Genomic DNA, 18910 nt, shown 5'->3' with positions numbered 1-18910 from the left:
CAAGCACACGGTGCAACTGTGGACAGAGTGGGTCTCGCGAGGCCTCTCGGCCACGAAGGATTGCGGGCGGCTATTCACGTTGATCGCACAATGCAGGGTCGGCCATCGACCCGGACGCATCGAGCCGCGAATGCGAAAACGAAGGCCCAAACCCTACCCCTGGTTGAAGGTGCCCCGCGACCAGGCTCGCCGACACGTCCAGAGGCATGGTCATGCCTATGAGCCAAAGTAAGTGCCATTCGTATTAAGCGCCGCAGAGGCGCGGTGGAAAAAGCACTAGAGCTTGATCGAATGGGCCCTGTAGCACCTGACAAATTAAGCCGCCTCGCAAAGCGGCTTGGGCATGAATGATTTGTTGCCACCGTACGCCAGCACCCCCAGATGAAAGCCAGAAACGGCATTGATCTTGCCGCGCCAAAGAACACCTCCATTGGTAGGCATGCTGCCGTTTAGGAACTGAATCCTCGCATTTTGCAAATGTATGTATTGCGGCGGCATCGGCAGTTGCTTTCGCTTTGCTAGGTCGTAAATATCGTCGTACGCAGCGAACGAATTGTGAATTTCATCCTTGTCTTCGCCGGTCCATGCCGCGGAAAAATCAGCAGCGAAGGTGTCAAAGTACTTCCTGCCGCCAATGAGGATTCCGGAGACTACGCTGCCGCCCAGCGAGCGGGAGGCTTTTTGGGCATTCCTTGTGCTTCAATTTCGGTATCAGAAGTTCTTTCGAGAACCGACTGACTGACAAGGTCGCCGCTGGCCATGATGCAGCTATCAAGAGCAGAGCCTGAAGCGCTCCGCAACGAAACAGGAGTCGCACATCAACTCATGATGTCGCATCGACGTTGATGGACGAGATGACGGGGAAAAGAAAAAGGGCCCGAAGGCCCTGTTCATGCGGTTATTGGCGGAAGCTGTGAGATTCGAACTCACGGAGGACTCGCATCCTCGGCAGTTTTCAAGACTGCTGCATTCAACCGCTCTGCCAAGCTTCCGGACCGGTAATTTTAACCCAGGCTTGAGATGGACTCGAATAAACCCAAAAGACTGGGCTGAGGTATCTGCCGCTCAGCCGGCCTGCAGCATGCCTTTGGTTTCGATGAACGCGATCACTTCGGCCAGGCCCGCGTTGGTCTTGAGGTTGGTCATCACGAAGGGTTTCAGGCCTTTTGGTGTGGTGCGCATGCGTATGGTGTCGGCTTCCATCACGCCCAGGTCGGCGCCCACGTAGGGGGCGAGGTCGGTTTTGTTGATGACGAACAAATCGCTTTTGGTGATGCCGGGGCCGCCTTTGCGCGGGATTTTTTCGCCGGCGGCGACGTCGATCACGTAGATGGTCAGGTCGCTCAGTTCCGGGCTGAAGGTGGCGGCCAGATTGTCGCCGCCCGACTCGACGAACACCACATCGGCGTCGGGAAAGTCCACCAGCATGCGGTCAATGGCTTCCAGGTTGATGGACGCGTCTTCGCGTATGGCCGTGTGCGGGCAGCCGCCCGTTTCCACGCCCATGATGCGCTCGGCGGCCAGCGCACCGCTCACGGTCAGCAGGCGCTGGTCTTCCTTGGTGTAGATGTCGTTGGTGATGGCCACCAGGTCGTACTTGTTCTTCATGGCCTTGCACAGCATTTCAAGCAGTGTGGTTTTACCGGAGCCGACAGGCCCGCCTATGCCGACGCGCAGGGGCGGCAGTTTTTTGGTGCGGTTGGCGATGTGGTGCAAGCTCATGGGTTTACTCTGGTTGGATACGTTGGCGTTCAGGACGTTCAGGACGTTCAGGACGTTCAGGTTCAGGGCGTTCGGGACATTCAGGAGCGGAACAGCCGCGAATACTGGGTTTCGTGCTGGGAAGAAAGAATGGCAAGCATGGGCGAAAACGCCTGTCGCTCGTGATCAGGCAGCAGGATCGCGGCCTCGACGGCGGCGGGGATGTCGCTGGCCAGGCGCGCGAGCATGCGCTGGCCCGCGCTCTGGCCCAGGGGCACGGACTTGAGCGCGGCCTGCATCATGTTCTCCGCCCAGCCAAAGGCATAAGCCAGCAGGCAGTCGCGCACGCCCGCGGCCGTTTGCGACGCGGCCAGCGCAAATGCGACGGGGTAGGTCGGCTGCATCTGTGCGCAGGCTGCTATGTGTTGCGCATTGGCGCCGTCATGGTTGCGCAACCAGTCGAGCAGCGACCTGCCCATCTGCTCGGCCTGGGCCCGCATTTCGCTGGTCTCGCGGGTTTGCAGAACCCAGTCATTGAGCTCACGAATGCGCACCACATCGCCCGATCGCCAGGCCGGAATCGCCTGCGCGATGACGGCGAGGTCGCCGCGTGCGAGGCTCAGGTGCAATTGGTCCCGGAGCCAATCACCGGCCAGGGCTTCGGTCGTGACACCGGCTCGCTCCACCGCTGTTTCCAGGCCTTCGGAGTAGGAGAAGCCGCCGACCGGCAGGGCGGGCGAGGCCAGCCAGATCAGCTGCAGCAGGCTGGCTGCCGGCAGTTGCGCTGCGGGGGAGGCTGGCATGTCCACGGGGTTTAATGGATCAGAGGATTTAGGGGTTTGCGGGCCGGCGTTTGTGGATCTGTATCGTGGCCGGCTTGGCCTCGTGCGTATGATCGTGGCCGTGGTTGCAGTCGGGCCCGTGCACATGGGCAGCGGGCGTTGCCGCTTTGACCGGTGTGGCCGGCGCATGGTCATGGGCGCTATGGTCATGCTCGCCGTGGTCGTGGTCGTGGTCGTGGCCGCCGTGATCATGGCTATGGCCATGGCCCCCGGCGCTGTAAGCCCCGCCCTCCGGCTCAAATGCTTCCTCGACTTCATTGACGATCAAATGCATGGCGCGCAGCATGTCGGCGAGCACATGGTCGGGCTCGATCTTGAGGTGATCGGGCTTGAGTTCGATGGGCACATGGCGGTTGCCGAGGTGGTAGGCCGCGCGGGTCAGGTCAAACGGCGAGCCGTGTGCGCTGCACGCCGTGATGCGCAGCACCGGCTGCGGCGAGGCAATGACCCTGACCATCGAACCATCTTCGGCGACCAGCACATCGCCGCCACGCACCAGGGTGCCGCGCGGCAAAAAAACGCCGAGCGGGCGGCCCAGCGAATCGGTCGCGTCGAAGCGGCTTTTCTGGCGCACGTCCCAGTCGAGTTCGACGGTCGATGCGCGTTTGACGAGAACGGGCGCGAGACCCGCGCCCTGTGGAATGACTTTGGAAACCTGGATCACGTTTAACCTTAAAAAAACGAGTATGCCAGCGCGGCAAGCCCTGCGTAAACAAGGGTTGGACGCAGCCCGCCACACCATGGGCTGGTTCTGGCGGCCGAGAATCGTTCTTCAGCGTTCTTCAGAACAGGAAATAACGCTGCGTCATCGGCAGGCTGCTGGCCGGCTCACAGGTCAGCAGCTGACCGTCGGCACGCACCAGGTAGGTCTGGGCATCGACTTCCATTGTGGGCGCATAGTCGTTGTGGACCATGTGCTGCTTGCGCACCCCGCGGATGTTCTTGACGGCGCTGAGCGTCTTGGCGAGGCCGAAACGGTCCTTGATGCCGGCATTCATCCCGGCCTGCGAGACAAATGTGAGGGAGCCCCTGGCAATGGCGCCGCCGAAACCGCCAAACATGGGACGGTAATGCACGGGCTGCGGCGTGGGTATCGACGCATTCGGGTCGCCCATCGCTGCCATCGCGATGAAGCCGCCCTTGAGGATGACGGACGGCTTGATGCCGAAAAACGCCGGCTTCCATACCACCAGGTCGGCCCATTTGCCGACTTCGACCGAGCCGACTTCGTGCGAGATGCCGTGGGCAATCGCCGGGTTGATGGTGTATTTGCTGATGTAGCGCTTGGCGCGGAAGTTGTCGTGCCGGTCGCTGTCGCCGGGCAGTTTGCCGCGCTGCTGCTTCATCTTGTGCGCGGTCTGCCAGGTGCGGATGATGACCTCGCCGACCCGGCCCATGGCCTGGCTGTCGGAGCTGAACATGCTGATCGCGCCCAGGTCATGCAGGATGTCTTCCGCCGCGATGGTTTCCTTGCGGATGCGGCTTTCGGCAAAGGCCAGGTCTTCGGCAATGCCCGCGTCGAGGTGGTGGCACACCATCAGCATGTCGACATGCTCGTCCAGCGTATTGACCGTGTAGGGCATGGTCGGGTTGGTGGAAGACGGCAAAAAGTTCTGCTCGCCCACCACCCGCAAAATATCGGGCGCATGGCCGCCGCCGGCGCCTTCGGTATGAAAGGCGCAGAGGGTGCGGCCTTTGGTGGCGGCAATCGTGTTTTCGACAAAGCCCGATTCATTGAGCGTGTCGCTGTGAATCGCCACCTGCGTGTCGGTTTCCTCCGCCACATCCAGGCAGTTGCTGATGGCGGCCGGCGTGGTGCCCCAGTCTTCATGCAGCTTCAGGCCAATCACGCCGGCGTTGATCTGCTCGTGCAGCGCAGCGGGCAGGCTGGCGTTGCCCTTGCCCAGAAAGCCCAGGTTCATCGGGAAGGCGTCTGCCGCCTGCAGCATGCGCTCGATGTTCCAGGGACCGGGTGTGCAGGTGGTGGCAAACGTACCGGTGGCCGGGCCGGTGCCGCCGCCCAGCATGGTCGTCACGCCCGAGGTGAGGGCTTCTTCAATCTGCTGCGGGCAAATGAAGTGGATGTGCGAGTCGATGCCGCCGGCGGTGACGATCATGCCTTCGCAGCTGATGATCTCGGTACCGGGGCCAATGATCATGTCCACGCCGGGTTGGGTGTCGGGGTTGCCGGCCTTGCCAATGGCGGCGATGCGGCCGCCTTTGAGGCCGATGTCGGCCTTGACGATGCCCCAGTGGTCGATGATGAGGGCGTTGGTCATCACCGTGTCCATCGCCCCCTCGGCGCGGGTTTTTTGCGACTGCGCCATGCCATCGCGAATGGTCTTGCCGCCGCCGAATTTCACTTCTTCGCCGTAGCTGCCGGCGCGCAGCAGCGTGTAGTCGGCTTCCACCTCCACCACCAGGTCGGTGTCGGCCAGCCGCAGGCGGTCACCCGCGGTGGGGCCAAACATTTCCGCATAGGCGCGTCTGCCAATGGTTGCCATTACGTCGTTCCCTTTTGACTCTGCCCGAATTCGTCCAGGCCACCCTGTACCAGGCCCCGGAAGCCAAACACCTTCCGCTCGCCCGCATAGTCCACCAGCTCCACCGTGCGCTGCTGGCCCGGCTCAAAGCGCACGGCCGTACCGGAGGCAATATTCAGCCGCATGCCGCGCGCCGCCTCGCGGTCAAAGCCCAGTGCGGCATTGGTTTCGGCAAAGTGGTAGTGCGAACCCACCTGGATGGGACGGTCCGCGGTGTTTTGCACGACCAGTGTCAGCGTGCGCCGCCCGACATTGAGGATGTGGTCGGGGCCGTCGGTAAACAGTTCGCCGGGTGTCATGGCTGCCTCAATGGTTGTTTTGCTTATTTGCCGCCACGGGACATCCAGATGGCCAGCGCCGTCAGCGCGGCCACCGCCAGAAACCCCCAGGTGTCGGTGGCGTGCCAGTGGGTGGCGCCCATGGTGGCGTCCATGCCATGTCCTTCATGGGCCCATGCGGCACCAGCCCACATGATCATTGGGAAAACAGCTGTTTTTTTGAGAGCGTTGGGAGTTTTCATGATGAGCAATCGAAGGTAGGTGAAGGGGGCGGCGGGGAGGTGATGGGCGGGGTGAGGCAGGGTGGAGGGGTGCGTGATAAAAGCGGCGCGGCCCGCTCAAACAATGGGCTGGTGCACGGTCACGAGCTTGGTGCCGTCGGGGAAGGTGGCTTCCACCTGGATGTCGGGAATCATCTCGGCGATGCCGTCCATCACATCGGCCCGGCCGAGGATGGTGCGGCCTTCGCTCATGAGCTGGGCCACGGTTTTGCCGTCGCGTGCGCCTTCCATCACGGCCGCGCTGATCAGTGCGACGGCTTCCGGGTAGTTGAGCTTGAGGCCGCGGGCGCGGCGCCTCTCGGCCAGCAGGGCCGCGGTAAAAATGAGCAGCTTGTCTTTTTCTCGGGGGGTCAATTCCATGGGGCTCTCTCGGGGCTGGCTGCCTGCTTGTTGAGGTGAGTCGGGGTGCAAGAATGGTGCCACAAGCATCGTGCCACAAGAGGGTGGGCAGACCAAGGGCGGTCCGGAGGCCCCCGGCTCCATGGCACAGAACCTGCACTGAATACAGGTCACCACTTCGCCGCCACCCCCCATGGACGCCCCGGTCATGCCTTCGCCGCTGCCAGCCCGACCCGATGCGCCCCCGGCATCGCCGGACGCGTGCGCCAGGCCCGAGGTGGCGGTGCAGCGCATCATCAAGGTCCGGCGCGACTACAACAGCTGGGTCGCCAGCGAGACCATGGAGGACTATGCGCTGCGCTTTACCCCCCAGCGTTTTCGCAAGTGGTCGGAGTTCCGGGTCGCCAACACGGCGTTTGGCGCGGCCTCCTTCCTGATTCTGGAAGCCGTGGGGGCCACCCTGCTGGTGAAATACGGCTTCACCAATGCCTTCTGGGCGATTGTGGCCACCGGGCTGATTATTTTTCTGGCGGGGCTGCCCATCAGCATTTACGCCGCACGCTACGGGGTTGACATGGATTTGCTGACCCGCGGTGCGGGTTTTGGCTATATCGGCTCCACGCTCACCTCGCTGATCTACGCGTCATTCACCTTCATTTTCTTCGCGCTCGAGGCGGCCGTCATGGCCTACGCGCTGGACCTGGCCTTGGGCATCCCCCCCAGTTGGGGTTACCTGATCTGTGCGCTGGTCGTGATTCCGCTGGTCACCCACGGGGTGTCGGCCATCAGCCGCCTGCAGGTCTGGACGCAACCTTTGTGGATCGTGATGCTCGTGGTCCCCTTCATCTACGTATTGCTGCGCAATCCTGGTGCTTTTTCAGGGGTGCTGCACTACGGTGGTGATAGAGGGGGCGGCAGTGAGTTCAATTTGCACTTATTTGGTGCTGCGTTGACGGTGGGCATTGCGCTGATCACGCAAATGGGCGAGCAGGCAGACTACCTGCGCTTCATGCCGGTGCAGACCCGGGCCAATCGCTGGCGCTGGTGGGGCGGGGTGCTCGTCGGCGGGCCCGGCTGGGTGATTCTGGGGGTGATCAAGATGCTGGGCGGCGCCCTGCTGGCTTACCTGGCCATCACCAACATGGTGCCGCCAGACCGCGCGGTCGACCCCAACCAGATGTACCTGGCGGCGTATGAATATGTGTTTCCCGACTATGGTCTGGCGGTGGCGGCCACGGCATTGTTCGTGGTGATCTCGCAGCTCAAGATCAATGTCACCAACGCCTATGCCGGCTCGCTGGCGTGGTCCAACTTCTTCTCGCGCCTGACGCACAGCCACCCCGGTCGCGTGGTGTGGGTGGTGTTCAACACGCTGATTGCCTTCATGCTGATGGAGATGAATGTGTTCCAGGCGCTAGGCGACGTGCTGGGCCTGTATTCCAACATTGCCATTGCCTGGGTGATGGCCGTGGTGGCCGACCTGGTCATCAACAAGCCACTGGGCCTGTCGCCGCGGGGCATCGAATTCAAGCGTGCGCACCTCTACGACATCAACCCGGTGGGTGTGGGCGCCATGGCCCTGGCTTCCCTGCTGTCCGTGGCGGCCTACCTTGGGCTGTATGGCGAACTGGCGCGGGCTTTTTCGGCGGTGATCGCCATGGGGACCGCCTTTGTGACGGCGCCGCTGATTGCCTGGGCGACCAGGGGCCGCTACTACATTGCCCGCAGTTCGGGAGTGTCGGAGGCCGACGCGTCGTACCAGCGCTATGCCACGCAGCAATGCGTGATCTGCGAACGCGCCTATGAAGGCCCCGACATGGCGCATTGCCCGGCCTACCAGGGCCCCATCTGCTCGCTGTGCTGCACCCTGGACGCGCGCTGCGGCGATTTGTGCAAGCCGCAGGCAAGCCTGTCGGCGCAGTGGTCGGCGGCCCTGCGCTGGCTGCTGCCGCACCGCATCTGGCCTTATCTTGACACCGGGCTGGGCCACTTCCTGCTGCTGATGCTGATCATCGTGCCGCTGCTGGCCAGCGTGTTCGGGCTGCTCTACCACCAGGAGATGGGGGCACTCGGCGACTTCATGCTGTCCGGGTCGGCCCTGCGCTCGGGTTTTTTGAAGGCCTACATGGCGCTGCTGGTCATCGCCGGGCTGGTCGCCTGGTGGCTGGTGCTGGCGCACAAGAGCCGGCAGGTCGCGCAGGAAGAGTCCAACCGGCAGACGCATTTGCTGATGCGCGAGATCGAGCTGCACCGCCAGACCGATGAAGCCCTGCAACAGGCCAAGCTGCATGCCGAGCACGCCAGGCACGCGGCCGACCAGGCCAACCAGGCCAAGAGCCGCTACATCAGCGCCATCAGCCATGAGCTGCGCACGCCGCTCAACAGCATTTTGGGCTATGCCCAGCTGATGGGCGAAGACGCCGCGATACCGCCGCACCGCAAGCAGGCGGTCAATGTGATCCGGCGCGGCGGCGAGCATCTGCTGTCGCTGATTGAAGGCACGCTGGACATCGCCCGCATCGAGGCGGGCAAGCTCACGCTCACGGTCAAGCCCATGCAGTTTGCCGATTGCGTGCATGAAATGGCGGGCATGTTCGAGTTGCAGGCTGCCGCCAAGGGCCTGGGCTTCCGGTTTGAGACCACCGGCAACCTGCCCGAACTGGTGCGTGCCGATGAAAAGCGGGTCCGCCAGATCCTCATCAACCTGCTGGGCAATGCCATCAAGTTCACCGCCCACGGACAGGTGATCTTCCGGTTGCGCCATGCGCGCGAGATGGCCTATATCGACATTGAAGACACCGGCCCGGGGATGAGCGAAGCGGAGCTGGCGCAGATTTTTGAGCCCTTCGCGCGCGGCGCCACGGCCGGCCACAGTGCGGAAGGCACACCCGGCGCCGGCCTGGGCCTGACCATCGCCAAAATGCTGACCGACCTGATGGGCGGCGAGATGACGGTGCTCAGCACGCCGGGTGAAGGGTCGGTGTTCCGCGTCCGGCTGTTTCTGCCCGAAGTGCATGTGGCTGCCGGCGCCGGCAAAAGCACGCTCGCCGCACCGGCCAGGCGCCAGCCACGCGGCTACGAGGGGGTGCGCCGCAAGCTGCTGGTGGTGGACAACGAGGAGCCCGATCGCGAATTGCTGGTGCAGCTGCTCGAGCCCATGGGCTTTGACCTGCGCACCGCGGCCAGCGGCCATGATTGCCTGGACCTGCTGGCCGCCGGTTACCAGCCGGATGTTATTTTCATGGACCTCGCCATGCCGGGCATCGACGGCTGGGAAACCCTGCGCCGCGTGCGCAGTGCCGGGCACACCGGCACCCACCTGGCGATCGTGTCGGCCAATGCGTTCGACAAGGGGCTGGACAACGATGTCGGCATACCGCCGGAGGATTTCATCCTGAAACCGGTGCGCCACACCGAGCTGATCGACTGGCTGGAGCGGCGCCTCGGCTTGCGCTGGTGTTATGAGGCGCAGGCAGGCAGTACCTACCTGCCTGCTCCGGCGGCGCAGCCGCCGCGCGTCCTGCCCGATGCGCCGCAGCTGGCAGCCTTGCTCGAAGTGGTCACGCTCGGGTTTTACCGCGGCATCATGAACAAGCTGGCGGAGATTGAAGCGCAGCAACCCGCTACTGCCGCTTTCGTCGAGGACATGCGGGCGCTGGCGCGGCAGTTCCAGTTTGAAGCCATGGGCCGGCAGCTCACCAACCAGGAGGCCGCCCATGAACAGCGTGCTTGACTCCACCCGCGCTATGGACCGCAAGCTGGACCACACCCTGGACCGTGCCAACAGCGATGTGGTGCTGATCGTGGACGACGTGCCTGACAACCTCTCGGTGCTGCACGACGCGCTCGATGAGTCGGGCTACACCGTGCTGGTCGCCACCAGCGGCGAAGCCGCCCTGAACCGGGCCCGGCAGGCCGTGCCGGACATCGTGTTGCTCGACGCCATGATGCCCGGCATGGACGGCTTCGAGGTGGCCAAGCGCCTGAAAGCCATGGCCGAGACCGCGCACATTCCCATCATCTTCATGACCGGGTTGACGGAGACCGAGCATCTGGTCGCGGCCCTGGAGGCGGGCGGCGTTGATTACGTGACCAAGCCGATCAAGCCCAAGGAGGTCATGGCACGCATGGGCGTGCACCTGCAGGGCGCTCGCCGTGCCAGGCAGGAGGCCCGGCAGGCGGGTCAGGCGCGCAATGCGCTGGATGCGTTCGGTTATGCCAGCATCACGGTGCGCATGGGCGGGCCGGGCGACGGCAGGCTGATCTGGCAAACTCCGCTGGCGCGTGATCTATTGATGCGTTACTACGGCACCTCGGCGCCCCAGACCCCCGAACCGGTGCTGAACTGGCTGCGTCGCCACCAAGCCGAGGCGGGGGGTGGGCGCGAGCTTGAGCCGCCGCGCCTGGCCGTGGAACAGGGGCCGCGCCGGCTGACATTCCGGCTGCACCGGCACACCGGCGATGCGGGGGCAGACGGTGACGGCACGGGCGACTGGCTGATCGTGATGCGCGAGATCTCCGACGATGCGGTGGTCGAGGCCATGAGCCTGAGCTTCAAGCTCACGGCCCGCGAGGCCGAGGTGCTCTACTGGGTGATCAAGGGCAAGATCAACCGCGACATCGCCGGCATTCTGGGTGCCAGTCCGGCCACTGTCAAAAAGCATCTGGAGCATGTGTACGCCAAGCTCGGCGTGGAAACCCGCACGGCCGCCGCCGGCATGGCGCTGAACCGCATCCGGCAGCTTCATCCGCAGTTTGAGGCGTGAATGAAGCCGGGGCGTGAAGCTGGGTAAGGGCCTGGGATGCGCGATGCGGGCCAGACTGTTACAATAGCGGCTTCGGTATAGCACCAGATTTTTACATCGAAGCCTTTTGCCACAGGCTTCCTTCTCAAATACGGCGCTTCCCAGAGCCCGAATTCACAGTGCGTTCAGCGCCCCTAGAGCCCTGAACCCTTCACAGCACTGTTCCATTTCCTGGCGAGCACTCCCCCAACAGTGCCCCTCAAAGGCTCAACCAGCCCAGCCCTTTCCAAGGGGCCTGGCGGGCAGAAACCGAACACCCGCCGGCTTGTTCGCAAGCCGTTTACTCTTTATTTTTTCGACTTACAAGCCGGGACCCACGACTTGGCAACCCGGCCCAGGACATTTATGAACATTGATCACAACAAAATCGCGGTGGGCAAATACCTAGTTTCGCCGCTCGCCAAAGACCAGGGCGAAGGGCGTTACGCCGCTTCGGTTTCCATCCGCTCCGGGCGCGGCAGCGCGTCGCATGACCGCGTTCTGCGTTTCAGCGGCCTTTTTGACAGCGCGGCAGCCGCGCTGCATTACGCCACCGAGCACGCCCTGCGCTGGATTCATGAGCGCTCATCGCCGGCTTGCTGTTGACTGCCGGCCGCCCCTGTCGGGGTCAGCCAGGACAGCCAGATAAACGTTAAACAAGCAAGCCAAAAGACAGACAGATAGTCAAACAGGTTTTTTTCAAATTCTCAAGGAGTTACATCATGGCCAAAGAAGAACTGATTGAAATGCATGGACTGGTGGACGAAGTGCTGCCCGATTCGCGTTTCCGCGTGACGCTCGACAATGGCCACAAACTGGTGGCCTATACCTCCGGCAAGATGCGCAAAAACCACATCCGCATCCTGGCCGGCGATCAGGTGTCGCTGGAGTTGTCGCCCTACGACCTGAGCAAGGGCCGCATCACCTTCCGCCACATTGCCGGCCGCGGACCGGGCCCTGCCCAGCGGCCTGCGCGCTAAGCCAAGCCCGCGCAAAGGCAGACCCCGCAAAGCAGGAAAAGCAGGGAAAGGCCCGCGTTCAGGGATGACCGTTTCCGCAGCGCGGCCGGTCAGATGGCTTCGGCCTCGCGCGAACCCGCCATGTGCTCCGTTTTTTGGTCCAGCAGGACTTCAGGCTCCTGGGCCTCGATCCAGGTCTCATTGTCCAGGCCGGCTTTCAGCCGGCTGGTGTCCAGATCACCCGTCCACTTGGCCACCACCAGCGTGGCCACGCCATTGCCGATCAGGTTGGTCAGCGCCCGCGCCTCCGACATGAACCGGTCTATCCCCAGGATCAGCGCCAGCCCGGCCACCGGAACCGTGCCCACGGCAGACAGGGTGGCGGCCAGCACGATGAAACCACTGCCGGTAATGCCGGCTGCTCCCTTCGACGTCAGCAGCAAGACGGCCAGCAGCGTCAACTCCTGGGTGAGCGTCATGGGCGTGTTGGTCGCCTGCGCGATAAACACCGCCGCCATGGTCAGGTAGATGGATGTGCCGTCCAGGTTGAACGAATAACCCGTCGGAATCACCAGGCCCACGGTGGTTTTTTTGGCACCCAGGTTTTCCATTTTCTCCATCATGCGCGGCAACACCGACTCCGACGACGAGGTGCCCAGCACGATCAGCAGCTCTTCCTTGATGTACTTGATGAACTTCCAGATGCTGAAGCCGTGCAGGCGCGCAATCAGGCCGAGCACCACAAAGATGAAGATCAGGCAGGTCAGGTAGAACGCGCCCATCAGTTTGCCGAGTGAAAACAGCGTGCCGACGCCGTATTTTCCGATGGTGAAAGCCATCGCGCCAAAGGCGCCTATGGGAGCCAGCTTCATGATGAAGCCGACGATGGTAAAGAGCACGTGCGAGGTTTTTTCGATGAAGTCGAAGACCAGCGTGCCGCGCCCGCCGAAGCGGTGCAAGGCAAAGCCAAACATCACGGCAATCAGCAGCACCTGCAAAATCTCGCCCTTGGCGAATGCATCGATCAGCGTCGCTGGTATGACGTTGAGCAGGAAGTCGGTGGTGCCCACCATCTTGCCCGGGCCGGTGTACGCTGCGATGGATTTTGTGTCGAGCGTGGACGGATCGACGTTCATGCCCGCGCCGGGCTGGAACACATTCACCAGCACCAGCCCGATGATCAATGCAAAGGTGCTGACGACTTCGAAGTAGAGCAGTGCCAGGCCACCGGTCTTGCCCACTTTCTTCATGTCTTCCATGCCCGCGATGCCGACTACCACGGTGCAGAAAATGATGGGGGCAATCATCATCTTGATCAGCTTGATGAAACCATCGCCCAGGGGTTTCATTTCGGCGCCGAGGGCAGGATAAAAATGCCCGAGGGCCACGCCAGCGATCACGGCGCACACCACCTGAAAATAAAGGGAGCGGTACAGTGGAGGTTTGCTGCTGCCTGTTATTGTCGTTGTCATGGCCGGAGCGCATCGCCAGATGCGGTGTTTATGACGGGGTGTTCAATATAGCCTTGTGAGAAAAAATTGCAAGGCGGGTTCGGGGCACCGGAAACCCGGGCCACACAAGAGCTGCGGGTTGCCGTTCATGGGTCTCCGCCGCTCCGGGCGCGGCCCTGTAAAAGGCGATAAGGTGTCCCGGCTCAGGTCGCGGGGCCTGCGCCGCCGGGATGCGCGGTGGGCGTCGGCCGTGCCATCCAGGCAATCAGCGAGGACCGCATCGCTTCTTCCACCGACATGTCAATGGGCTGCACCCACTCGGTCGGCACGAACACGGTGTAGCCGCCAATCATGTAGCCCATGGGCAAATACACCGCGACGCGTTCACCCGGCAAAAAGCCTGCGGGCAAATCGGCAAAACTGCGTCGCGTGATCAGCCCCACAATTTCCAGGGGGTGACCAGGCATGCGCAGGATCACCACGCTTTGTTCCGCCTGCTTGCCGGCCGGTGAAAAGTAGTCTGCAAAGCTTTTCAGCGACGAGTAAATGCTCTTCACCACCGGCAGGTTGGTAAATGGCAGTTCGGCAAATGACAGCAGCTTTCGCACACGGGGCTTGGACACCAGGAAGCCAATCACCAGAATGATCAAAATGCCGAACACCAGGCCCAGGCCGGGCACATAAAAGCCGCCTATCACTGGACGCAATATCCAGAGGGCCGCAGTTTCTGTCCAGGCCAGAAAGATATAGAGCAGGTACAGCGTCAGGGCCACCGGCAAAACGGTGATGAGGCCGCGAAAGAAATATTTGTAGAGGCTTTTCATGGGAGTGAGGGTGTTTGTTCGTGGCCGCCGGGGGAGCCGGCAAAGGCATCACCGCAGATGACGTTGACAGCATGGTGTAACTCCGGGTCCCAATATAACCATTTCACGTGACGCGGCTTTTCACGTGACACGAGCGCTGTCCCCTGTCATCGGCGCCGTCCTACATTGGCTGGGTATGAAGCACTGCCCGCGCCGGCTTGCATTTGCCTAGACTGATGTTGAACCGGTTCGTCTTTATCTTCAATCTTCATATGCCTGCTGGTTCCATTGGTGAACATCGGTGAATATTGGTGAGTCTTGAGGAAAATTTTCAAATAATTTTTCAGGCGGATCGCTGTGGATTCGCCTGGATCTGGAACAAGCCATGAATCAGTCCAAACTGGTCAGCGCGCAGTTCAACGCGCCGTTGCGCTCGCTGGCCCTAACCGTCGAAGAAACGGCCCCCGGGGATTTTCGCTGGCGTATTCTGGAAGGCCACGGCAACCCTCCGGTATTCAAATCCATAGGGAGCGCCAACAGGACGTTTTCGGCCTACGACGCGGCACTCGCTACCGGCTATGGCGAGTTGCAGCGCCTGGTTGGCCCCGACCTCCAGTATGGTCCGCGTGCGGCGCCTGACGCTGTGGTGAACTTCATCCGCATAGCCTCTGCGCCGCCTCCGAGGCCTGTTGAACGTGCCGACCCCTTGAAGCCCCCGCCCGTGACCAATGGCGGCTTCACCTCGCACATACGAAGGCTCGCATGAAACCCGACTTGGAGGCTGACTACGCCCGCTTGCGGGCCGATCTGCAGGCCCTGATGATGCAGCCTGTGAAAGATTTTCTGCGCATCGACCAGATCGTGGACCAGCTTGAGCAGGTTCAGCTCGCCCTCAAGGCAGAGCACGGCGTCAAAGGCAACAACCCTAACGAATAGCCAGCTGCTGGACTGATGCGACGCCTTGAGCAGGTCCTGGTGCTTGCGAGTCGGCACATGGGTAGCATTTTGTGACCTCGCTTGTCCTACATGGCCCTTCGCATCGGACCGACGCTGCGCCGGAGGTGATCACGCGTAAATTCAAGGCAGCTGGCAATACGGCCAGCCTTCGACCCACCACAGTGCCTGTAATGGGCACGCTTAAGGAGTAGAAATGAAAGCATCCAAAACCCTGGCTTCTACCGTAGCCGCCGCTGCTGTGGTTGGTGCCATCGGGCTGGCTTATGCCCAGACACCGGATCCTGGCACGCAACCGGCTACACCGGCCGACACCTCCAGCCAGACCATGCAAAACCAGCCCAGCCCAAGTACCAGTTCGGGCATGACTACGGAAAGCCCGTCGACAGCCGTAACCGAGCGTCCGGCCCAGGCTGACCGCAACTGAGCCTGGGCGAACCCGTACGCGGGTGTGAGTTCTTCCCGGGCCGGCAGAACGCGTTTCGCGCTGCCGGCCCGAGGTGCGTTCATACGCGCCAAGGTCGTTAAAGGTTTGTCCACATGGCCCTCGGTAGAGAGTTCATGCAATTCGTGCGATCCATTCAAGTGCCCGGCTCCCAGGCCGCTGGTGGTGAGACGGCCCTGCCTCTGCCCGAGCCGGGGGAAACCGCCAACCGGCGCTCGGATCTGCTGGATGGCATCAAGCAGGGCGTTTTGCTGGGCGCTGCGATTCTGGCGCTTACATTGCCACCATTGCCACCGCTGCGCATGGGCACCCCTCACAGCCAGCCGGGGCCGCGCTATGCGGATTTCGCCGGCGAAAGCGCATCCGCCGATGCGCAGCATGTCGCCAACTGGGTGGTCGACTCGGGCGACAACCAGCGGCTTTTTTTCGTGATCCTGGACAAGAAAAATACCCGGGTGTTTGTGTTTGACCCTGCCGGCAAGTTGCGCGGTGCGACCCCGGTGCTGATCGGCGCCGCGAAAGGCGACGATTCCGTCACCGGCATTGGCGGGCGGCCCATTGCGGAAGTGGAGCCGCAGGAGCGCACGACGCCAGCCGGCCGCTTCATGGCGGAACCAGGCCGCAATACCCTCGGCGAAGACGTGGTGTGGGTCGACTACGAGGCGGCGGTGTCCATGCACCGGGTACGCGCCCTGGAGCCCAAGGAGCGCCGGCTGGAACGCCTGGCCTCGCCCACCACCGAAGACAACCGCATTTCCTATGGCTGCATCAACATGCCGGTCGAGTTTTTTGAGAACGTGCTCAAGCCGGCCTTCAACGCCCGCTATGGCGTGGTGTATGTGCTGCCGGAGGTCAAGTCCGTCGGCGAAGTTTTTACCTCAGCCTACGATGTGGCCGCCCGGCACGGCCTGAGGCCCGCAGGCTAGTCACAATACGGTTCAGCTAGCACACCGCGTGCAGTGCCGATCATCTCCTTCCCCCGCTGGGGAAGGCCGGAATGGGGGCTCACGGCGTGGGCGTCGCGCCGCCGTGCTGACCTGGTCGTCGCTGGCCCCCACCCCAACCCTCCCCCGGCAGGGGAGGGAGCTTCACGGCCCTCAAGGAATGAAAGGGCCTTCACATCCTGCTCCCTTTTTCCGATGACCTGATTTGTAACAGACCCTCCCGGTTGCCCGGGACGGATTTCGCTTGCCGGGAAAAAAAGGCGCCATGCAGAAAATAAGCCACAGCCCGGCATCTGTTACACGGCCCTCCGGCGGTGCAAAAAACAGGAGTGTGCCCACAAGGAATGGTCATCTCATGCTACAGAAGTGATAGCGAATTGGAGAGTGTTTTGATGGGGCATTCGTTGTAAACATTTGCTTGCATCGCTAACATCAGCGGCATCCGTAGCCGGACCAATCACCGAGGGGTGGGTCCGGCTTTTTTTGATCTGTGCGCTTGCGCACGTTATTGGCGCAATCCGCAGGATCTCCGATGTTGTTGACAGGCAAGCTGCTGCACGCTCCCATCGTCCAGATGGCACTGCTCGTGGGCGCGGCGCTGGCGCCCTTGCTGTCAGCTGCCGCGCCGGCGGCGGCTTTGGAGCCGATGGACAACCGCGGCTTTGACCTGGCGCTGGAGTCCGCTTCGGACGATGCGCAATACGCGCTGCAATGGATTGTCGGGCAGGGCGACAACCAGGGGCTGCCCTTTGTCATCGTCGATAAAAAGGGCGCCCGCGTCTTTGTGTTTGCGGCCAACGGCCGCCTGCGCGGCGCTTCCGCTGCGCTGTTGGGCCTCACACCAGGCGACCACTCGGTTCCCGGCATTGAGCAGCGCAGCGTGGCCAGCTTGCGGGTGGACGAACGCACCACGCCCGCCGGCCGGTTTGTCTCGGAGCCGGGGCACAACCTCCAGGGTGAGGCGATTGTCTGGATCGACTACGCCGCCAAGCTGGCCATCCACCGGCTGCGCCCGGCCGACCCGAAAGAACGCCGTGCGGAGCGGCTGGTGTCCGCCACGCCCGACGACAACCGCATTTCCATCGGCTGTGTCGTGGTGCCTGTGGATTTCTACGACACGGTGGTGGCCCCTGTGCTGGGCAAAAGCTACGGCGTTGTGTATGTGCTGCCCGAGACTCAGCCCGTGCAGCACATCCTGGGTGCCACAGCCCTGAGCCAGCGGTAAACCCCGCCTTATCTGCGCCCAATACGGACTGTACTGATCGTACTAACCGTACTGGCCACGCTGGCCAACTGAAGACCTGAGCAACTGCTTCATCGCGCAGTCTGTCCGGACGCCAGCTGTCCTACGTCAGCACCGCCACCCGCATCAGGTGGTCGCTCCGGCAATTGCTCAATTGCCCAATTGTCTTGTCGGGCATCGCTCTGACACCCCCGGCGCAACCGGAAAACCTTGAAATTTACCCTGCAGTCTCGCCGCTTGAGACGCTGGTTTGACGCGTCATCGAGCGGCGGCGACATTGGATCGCGCCCGTCCGGGCATCGCAAAACAGTTGCGCAAAAACCATTGCAGGAGACAAACCCATGATTTTCCGGAATCTCATGAAAATGATCGCCATGACGGCCGTCCTGGCAGCTTGCCAGGCCGCCATGGCGCAAGGCTACCCCTCTCGGCCGGTGAAGTTCGTCGTGGGGTCCGCAGCCGGATCGACTCCCGATGTCGTGGGCAGGCTGATGGCCCAAAAAATCACGGAGAATCTCGGAACGCCCGTCGTCGTCGACAACCGCCCCGGGGCATCCGGGACGCTGGCATCCGACGCCGTTGCCAAGGCTTCGGCGGACGGATACACACTGCTGTTTGCTGACAGTTCCGCGTGGGCCATCAATCCGCATTTGTTCAGCAAGCTTCCCTATCACCCGCTGAAGGATCTGGTCCCCGTCGTGGAGGTAGGCATCCTGCCCATGTTTCTGGTGGTGAACGGCTCGCTTCCGGTAACCAGCCTGCAGCAGCTGATGGCGCATGCCAAAAAAATGCCCGGCAAGCTGAGCTACGGCTCGGCGGGTAACGGCTCCATCCACCACATCAGTGCCGAGCTGTTCAAGTTCATGGGCGGGGTCGACATCACGCATGTCCCCTACAAAGGCGCGGCCCAGGTGGGTATGGCCCTGATGTCCGGCGAGGTGGACATGGCGTTCATGGGCTACACCGCAGCGACGCAGGGCGTCAGCGCCGGAAAAGTCCGCATTCTGGCCATCGGCACGGCGCAGCGCCTGCCGGCGTTTCCCAATGTGCCCACGCTCGCCGAGTCGGGCTTGCCCGGCTATCAGATGTATGCCACGGCCGGACTTCTTGCGCCCGCCGGCACGCCGCCGGAGGTCATCAAAAAAATGCACGATGCCGCCGCGGCAGCCGCCACGTCCAGCGAGCTGGCCGCACGCTTTTCCGCCGTGGGCGTTGGTTTGCGGGTGGGTTCGTCGGCGGAATTTGGCGCTGTCATCCGCAGCGAGTACGAGAAGTTTGGCCGGCTGGTCAAGCTGTCCGGCGCCCAGGTGGACTGAGCGGCCGCACCGCCAAAACATTCAGCA

The 18910-nt window shown here is 62.5% G+C and carries 18 protein-coding genes, 1 tRNA gene and 1 pseudogene; 11 read left to right on the top strand and 9 right to left on the bottom strand.

Going from position 1 to position 18910, the window contains the following annotated elements:
• Window positions 1-232: pseudogene (locus AC1DS5_RS23755) on the top strand (IS4 family transposase); the annotation flags it as partial.
• A 670-nt stretch (window positions 233-902) separates the two neighbouring features.
• On the opposite strand, the gene AC1DS5_RS23750 reads toward AC1DS5_RS23755, so the two are convergent.
• From AC1DS5_RS23750 to AC1DS5_RS23720, 7 genes are all read right to left on the bottom strand, one after another.
• Window positions 903-992 (bottom strand) — tRNA-Ser (locus AC1DS5_RS23750).
• A gap of 73 nt (window positions 993-1065) precedes the next feature.
• Entirely contained in the window at window positions 1066-1722 is a 657-nt protein-coding gene (ureG, locus tag AC1DS5_RS23745; protein WP_477720713.1) for an urease accessory protein UreG, read from the bottom strand.
• Between the two features lie 80 nt (window positions 1723-1802).
• Window positions 1803-2504, bottom strand: a complete 702-nt coding sequence (locus tag AC1DS5_RS23740; RefSeq protein ID WP_477720712.1) for an urease accessory protein UreF — start codon at window positions 2502-2504, stop codon at window positions 1803-1805.
• 28 nt (window positions 2505-2532) lie between these two features.
• Window positions 2533-3207, bottom strand: coding sequence for an urease accessory protein UreE (gene ureE / locus AC1DS5_RS23735; protein WP_477720711.1), 675 nt, complete (start codon window positions 3205-3207; stop codon window positions 2533-2535).
• A 118-nt stretch (window positions 3208-3325) separates the two neighbouring features.
• On the bottom strand, window positions 3326-5047 hold the full coding sequence (gene ureC / locus AC1DS5_RS23730) for an urease subunit alpha (protein WP_477720710.1): 1722 nt from the start codon (window positions 5045-5047) through the stop codon (window positions 3326-3328).
• Complete coding sequence (locus AC1DS5_RS23725; protein ID WP_477720709.1) at window positions 5047-5385, bottom strand: urease subunit beta; 339 nt, start codon at window positions 5383-5385, stop codon at window positions 5047-5049. The genes ureC and AC1DS5_RS23725 overlap by 1 nt, the downstream gene beginning before the upstream one ends.
• 317 nt (window positions 5386-5702) lie before the next feature.
• On the bottom strand, window positions 5703-6005 hold the full coding sequence (locus tag AC1DS5_RS23720) for an urease subunit gamma (protein ID WP_477720708.1): 303 nt from the start codon (window positions 6003-6005) through the stop codon (window positions 5703-5705).
• A gap of 187 nt (window positions 6006-6192) precedes the next feature.
• Between AC1DS5_RS23720 and AC1DS5_RS23715 the strand changes: the two genes are divergently transcribed.
• From AC1DS5_RS23715 to infA, 4 genes are all read left to right on the top strand, one after another.
• Complete coding sequence (locus AC1DS5_RS23715; RefSeq protein ID WP_477720707.1) at window positions 6193-9717, top strand: hybrid sensor histidine kinase/response regulator; 3525 nt, start codon at window positions 6193-6195, stop codon at window positions 9715-9717.
• Window positions 9701-10750, top strand: a complete 1050-nt coding sequence (locus tag AC1DS5_RS23710; protein WP_477720706.1) for a response regulator — start codon at window positions 9701-9703, stop codon at window positions 10748-10750. The genes AC1DS5_RS23715 and AC1DS5_RS23710 overlap by 17 nt, the downstream gene beginning before the upstream one ends.
• A 384-nt stretch (window positions 10751-11134) precedes the next feature.
• Window positions 11135-11374, top strand: a complete 240-nt coding sequence (locus AC1DS5_RS23705) for a hypothetical protein (RefSeq protein ID WP_477720705.1) — start codon at window positions 11135-11137, stop codon at window positions 11372-11374.
• Between the two features lie 116 nt (window positions 11375-11490).
• Window positions 11491-11748: a translation initiation factor IF-1 gene (gene infA, locus AC1DS5_RS23700; protein WP_477720704.1), complete on the top strand. Its 258-nt coding sequence runs from the start codon at window positions 11491-11493 to the stop codon at window positions 11746-11748.
• Window positions 11749-11837: 89 nt separating this feature from the next.
• Here infA and AC1DS5_RS23695 read toward each other — a convergent pair whose 3' ends face one another.
• Complete coding sequence (locus AC1DS5_RS23695; protein ID WP_477720703.1) at window positions 11838-13199, bottom strand: dicarboxylate/amino acid:cation symporter; 1362 nt, start codon at window positions 13197-13199, stop codon at window positions 11838-11840.
• A gap of 182 nt (window positions 13200-13381) precedes the next feature.
• Entirely contained in the window at window positions 13382-14002 is a 621-nt protein-coding gene (locus AC1DS5_RS23690) for a DUF502 domain-containing protein (protein ID WP_477720702.1), read from the bottom strand.
• A 364-nt stretch (window positions 14003-14366) separates the two neighbouring features.
• On the opposite strand from AC1DS5_RS23690, the gene AC1DS5_RS23685 reads away from it, so the two are divergent.
• The 6 genes from AC1DS5_RS23685 (at window position 14367) to AC1DS5_RS23660 (ending at window position 18883) form a co-directional block, all read left to right on the top strand.
• Window positions 14367-14747, top strand: coding sequence for a hypothetical protein (locus AC1DS5_RS23685; RefSeq protein WP_477720701.1), 381 nt, complete (start codon window positions 14367-14369; stop codon window positions 14745-14747).
• Window positions 14744-14917, top strand: a complete 174-nt coding sequence (locus AC1DS5_RS23680; protein ID WP_477720700.1) for a hypothetical protein — start codon at window positions 14744-14746, stop codon at window positions 14915-14917. The genes AC1DS5_RS23685 and AC1DS5_RS23680 overlap by 4 nt, the downstream gene beginning before the upstream one ends.
• Before the next feature lie 214 nt (window positions 14918-15131).
• Window positions 15132-15362, top strand: coding sequence for a hypothetical protein (locus AC1DS5_RS23675; protein ID WP_477720699.1), 231 nt, complete (start codon window positions 15132-15134; stop codon window positions 15360-15362).
• Between the two features lie 134 nt (window positions 15363-15496).
• Entirely contained in the window at window positions 15497-16306 is an 810-nt protein-coding gene (locus tag AC1DS5_RS23670) for a hypothetical protein (RefSeq protein WP_477720698.1), read from the top strand.
• A 550-nt stretch (window positions 16307-16856) separates the two neighbouring features.
• The gene (locus AC1DS5_RS23665) at window positions 16857-17549 is read left to right on the top strand and encodes a hypothetical protein (RefSeq protein ID WP_477720697.1); all 693 of its coding nucleotides are present in this window, start codon (window positions 16857-16859) and stop codon (window positions 17547-17549) included.
• A 359-nt stretch (window positions 17550-17908) separates the two neighbouring features.
• On the top strand, window positions 17909-18883 hold the full coding sequence (locus AC1DS5_RS23660; protein WP_477720696.1) for a Bug family tripartite tricarboxylate transporter substrate binding protein: 975 nt from the start codon (window positions 17909-17911) through the stop codon (window positions 18881-18883).
• The last annotated feature ends 27 nt before the right edge of the window (window positions 18884-18910 follow it).

This window comes from Polaromonas sp. P4_H1 (assembly GCF_056400945.1).
The sequence above is the reverse complement of the archived record's forward strand: the minus strand, read 5'-3'. Positions and strand labels throughout refer to the sequence as shown.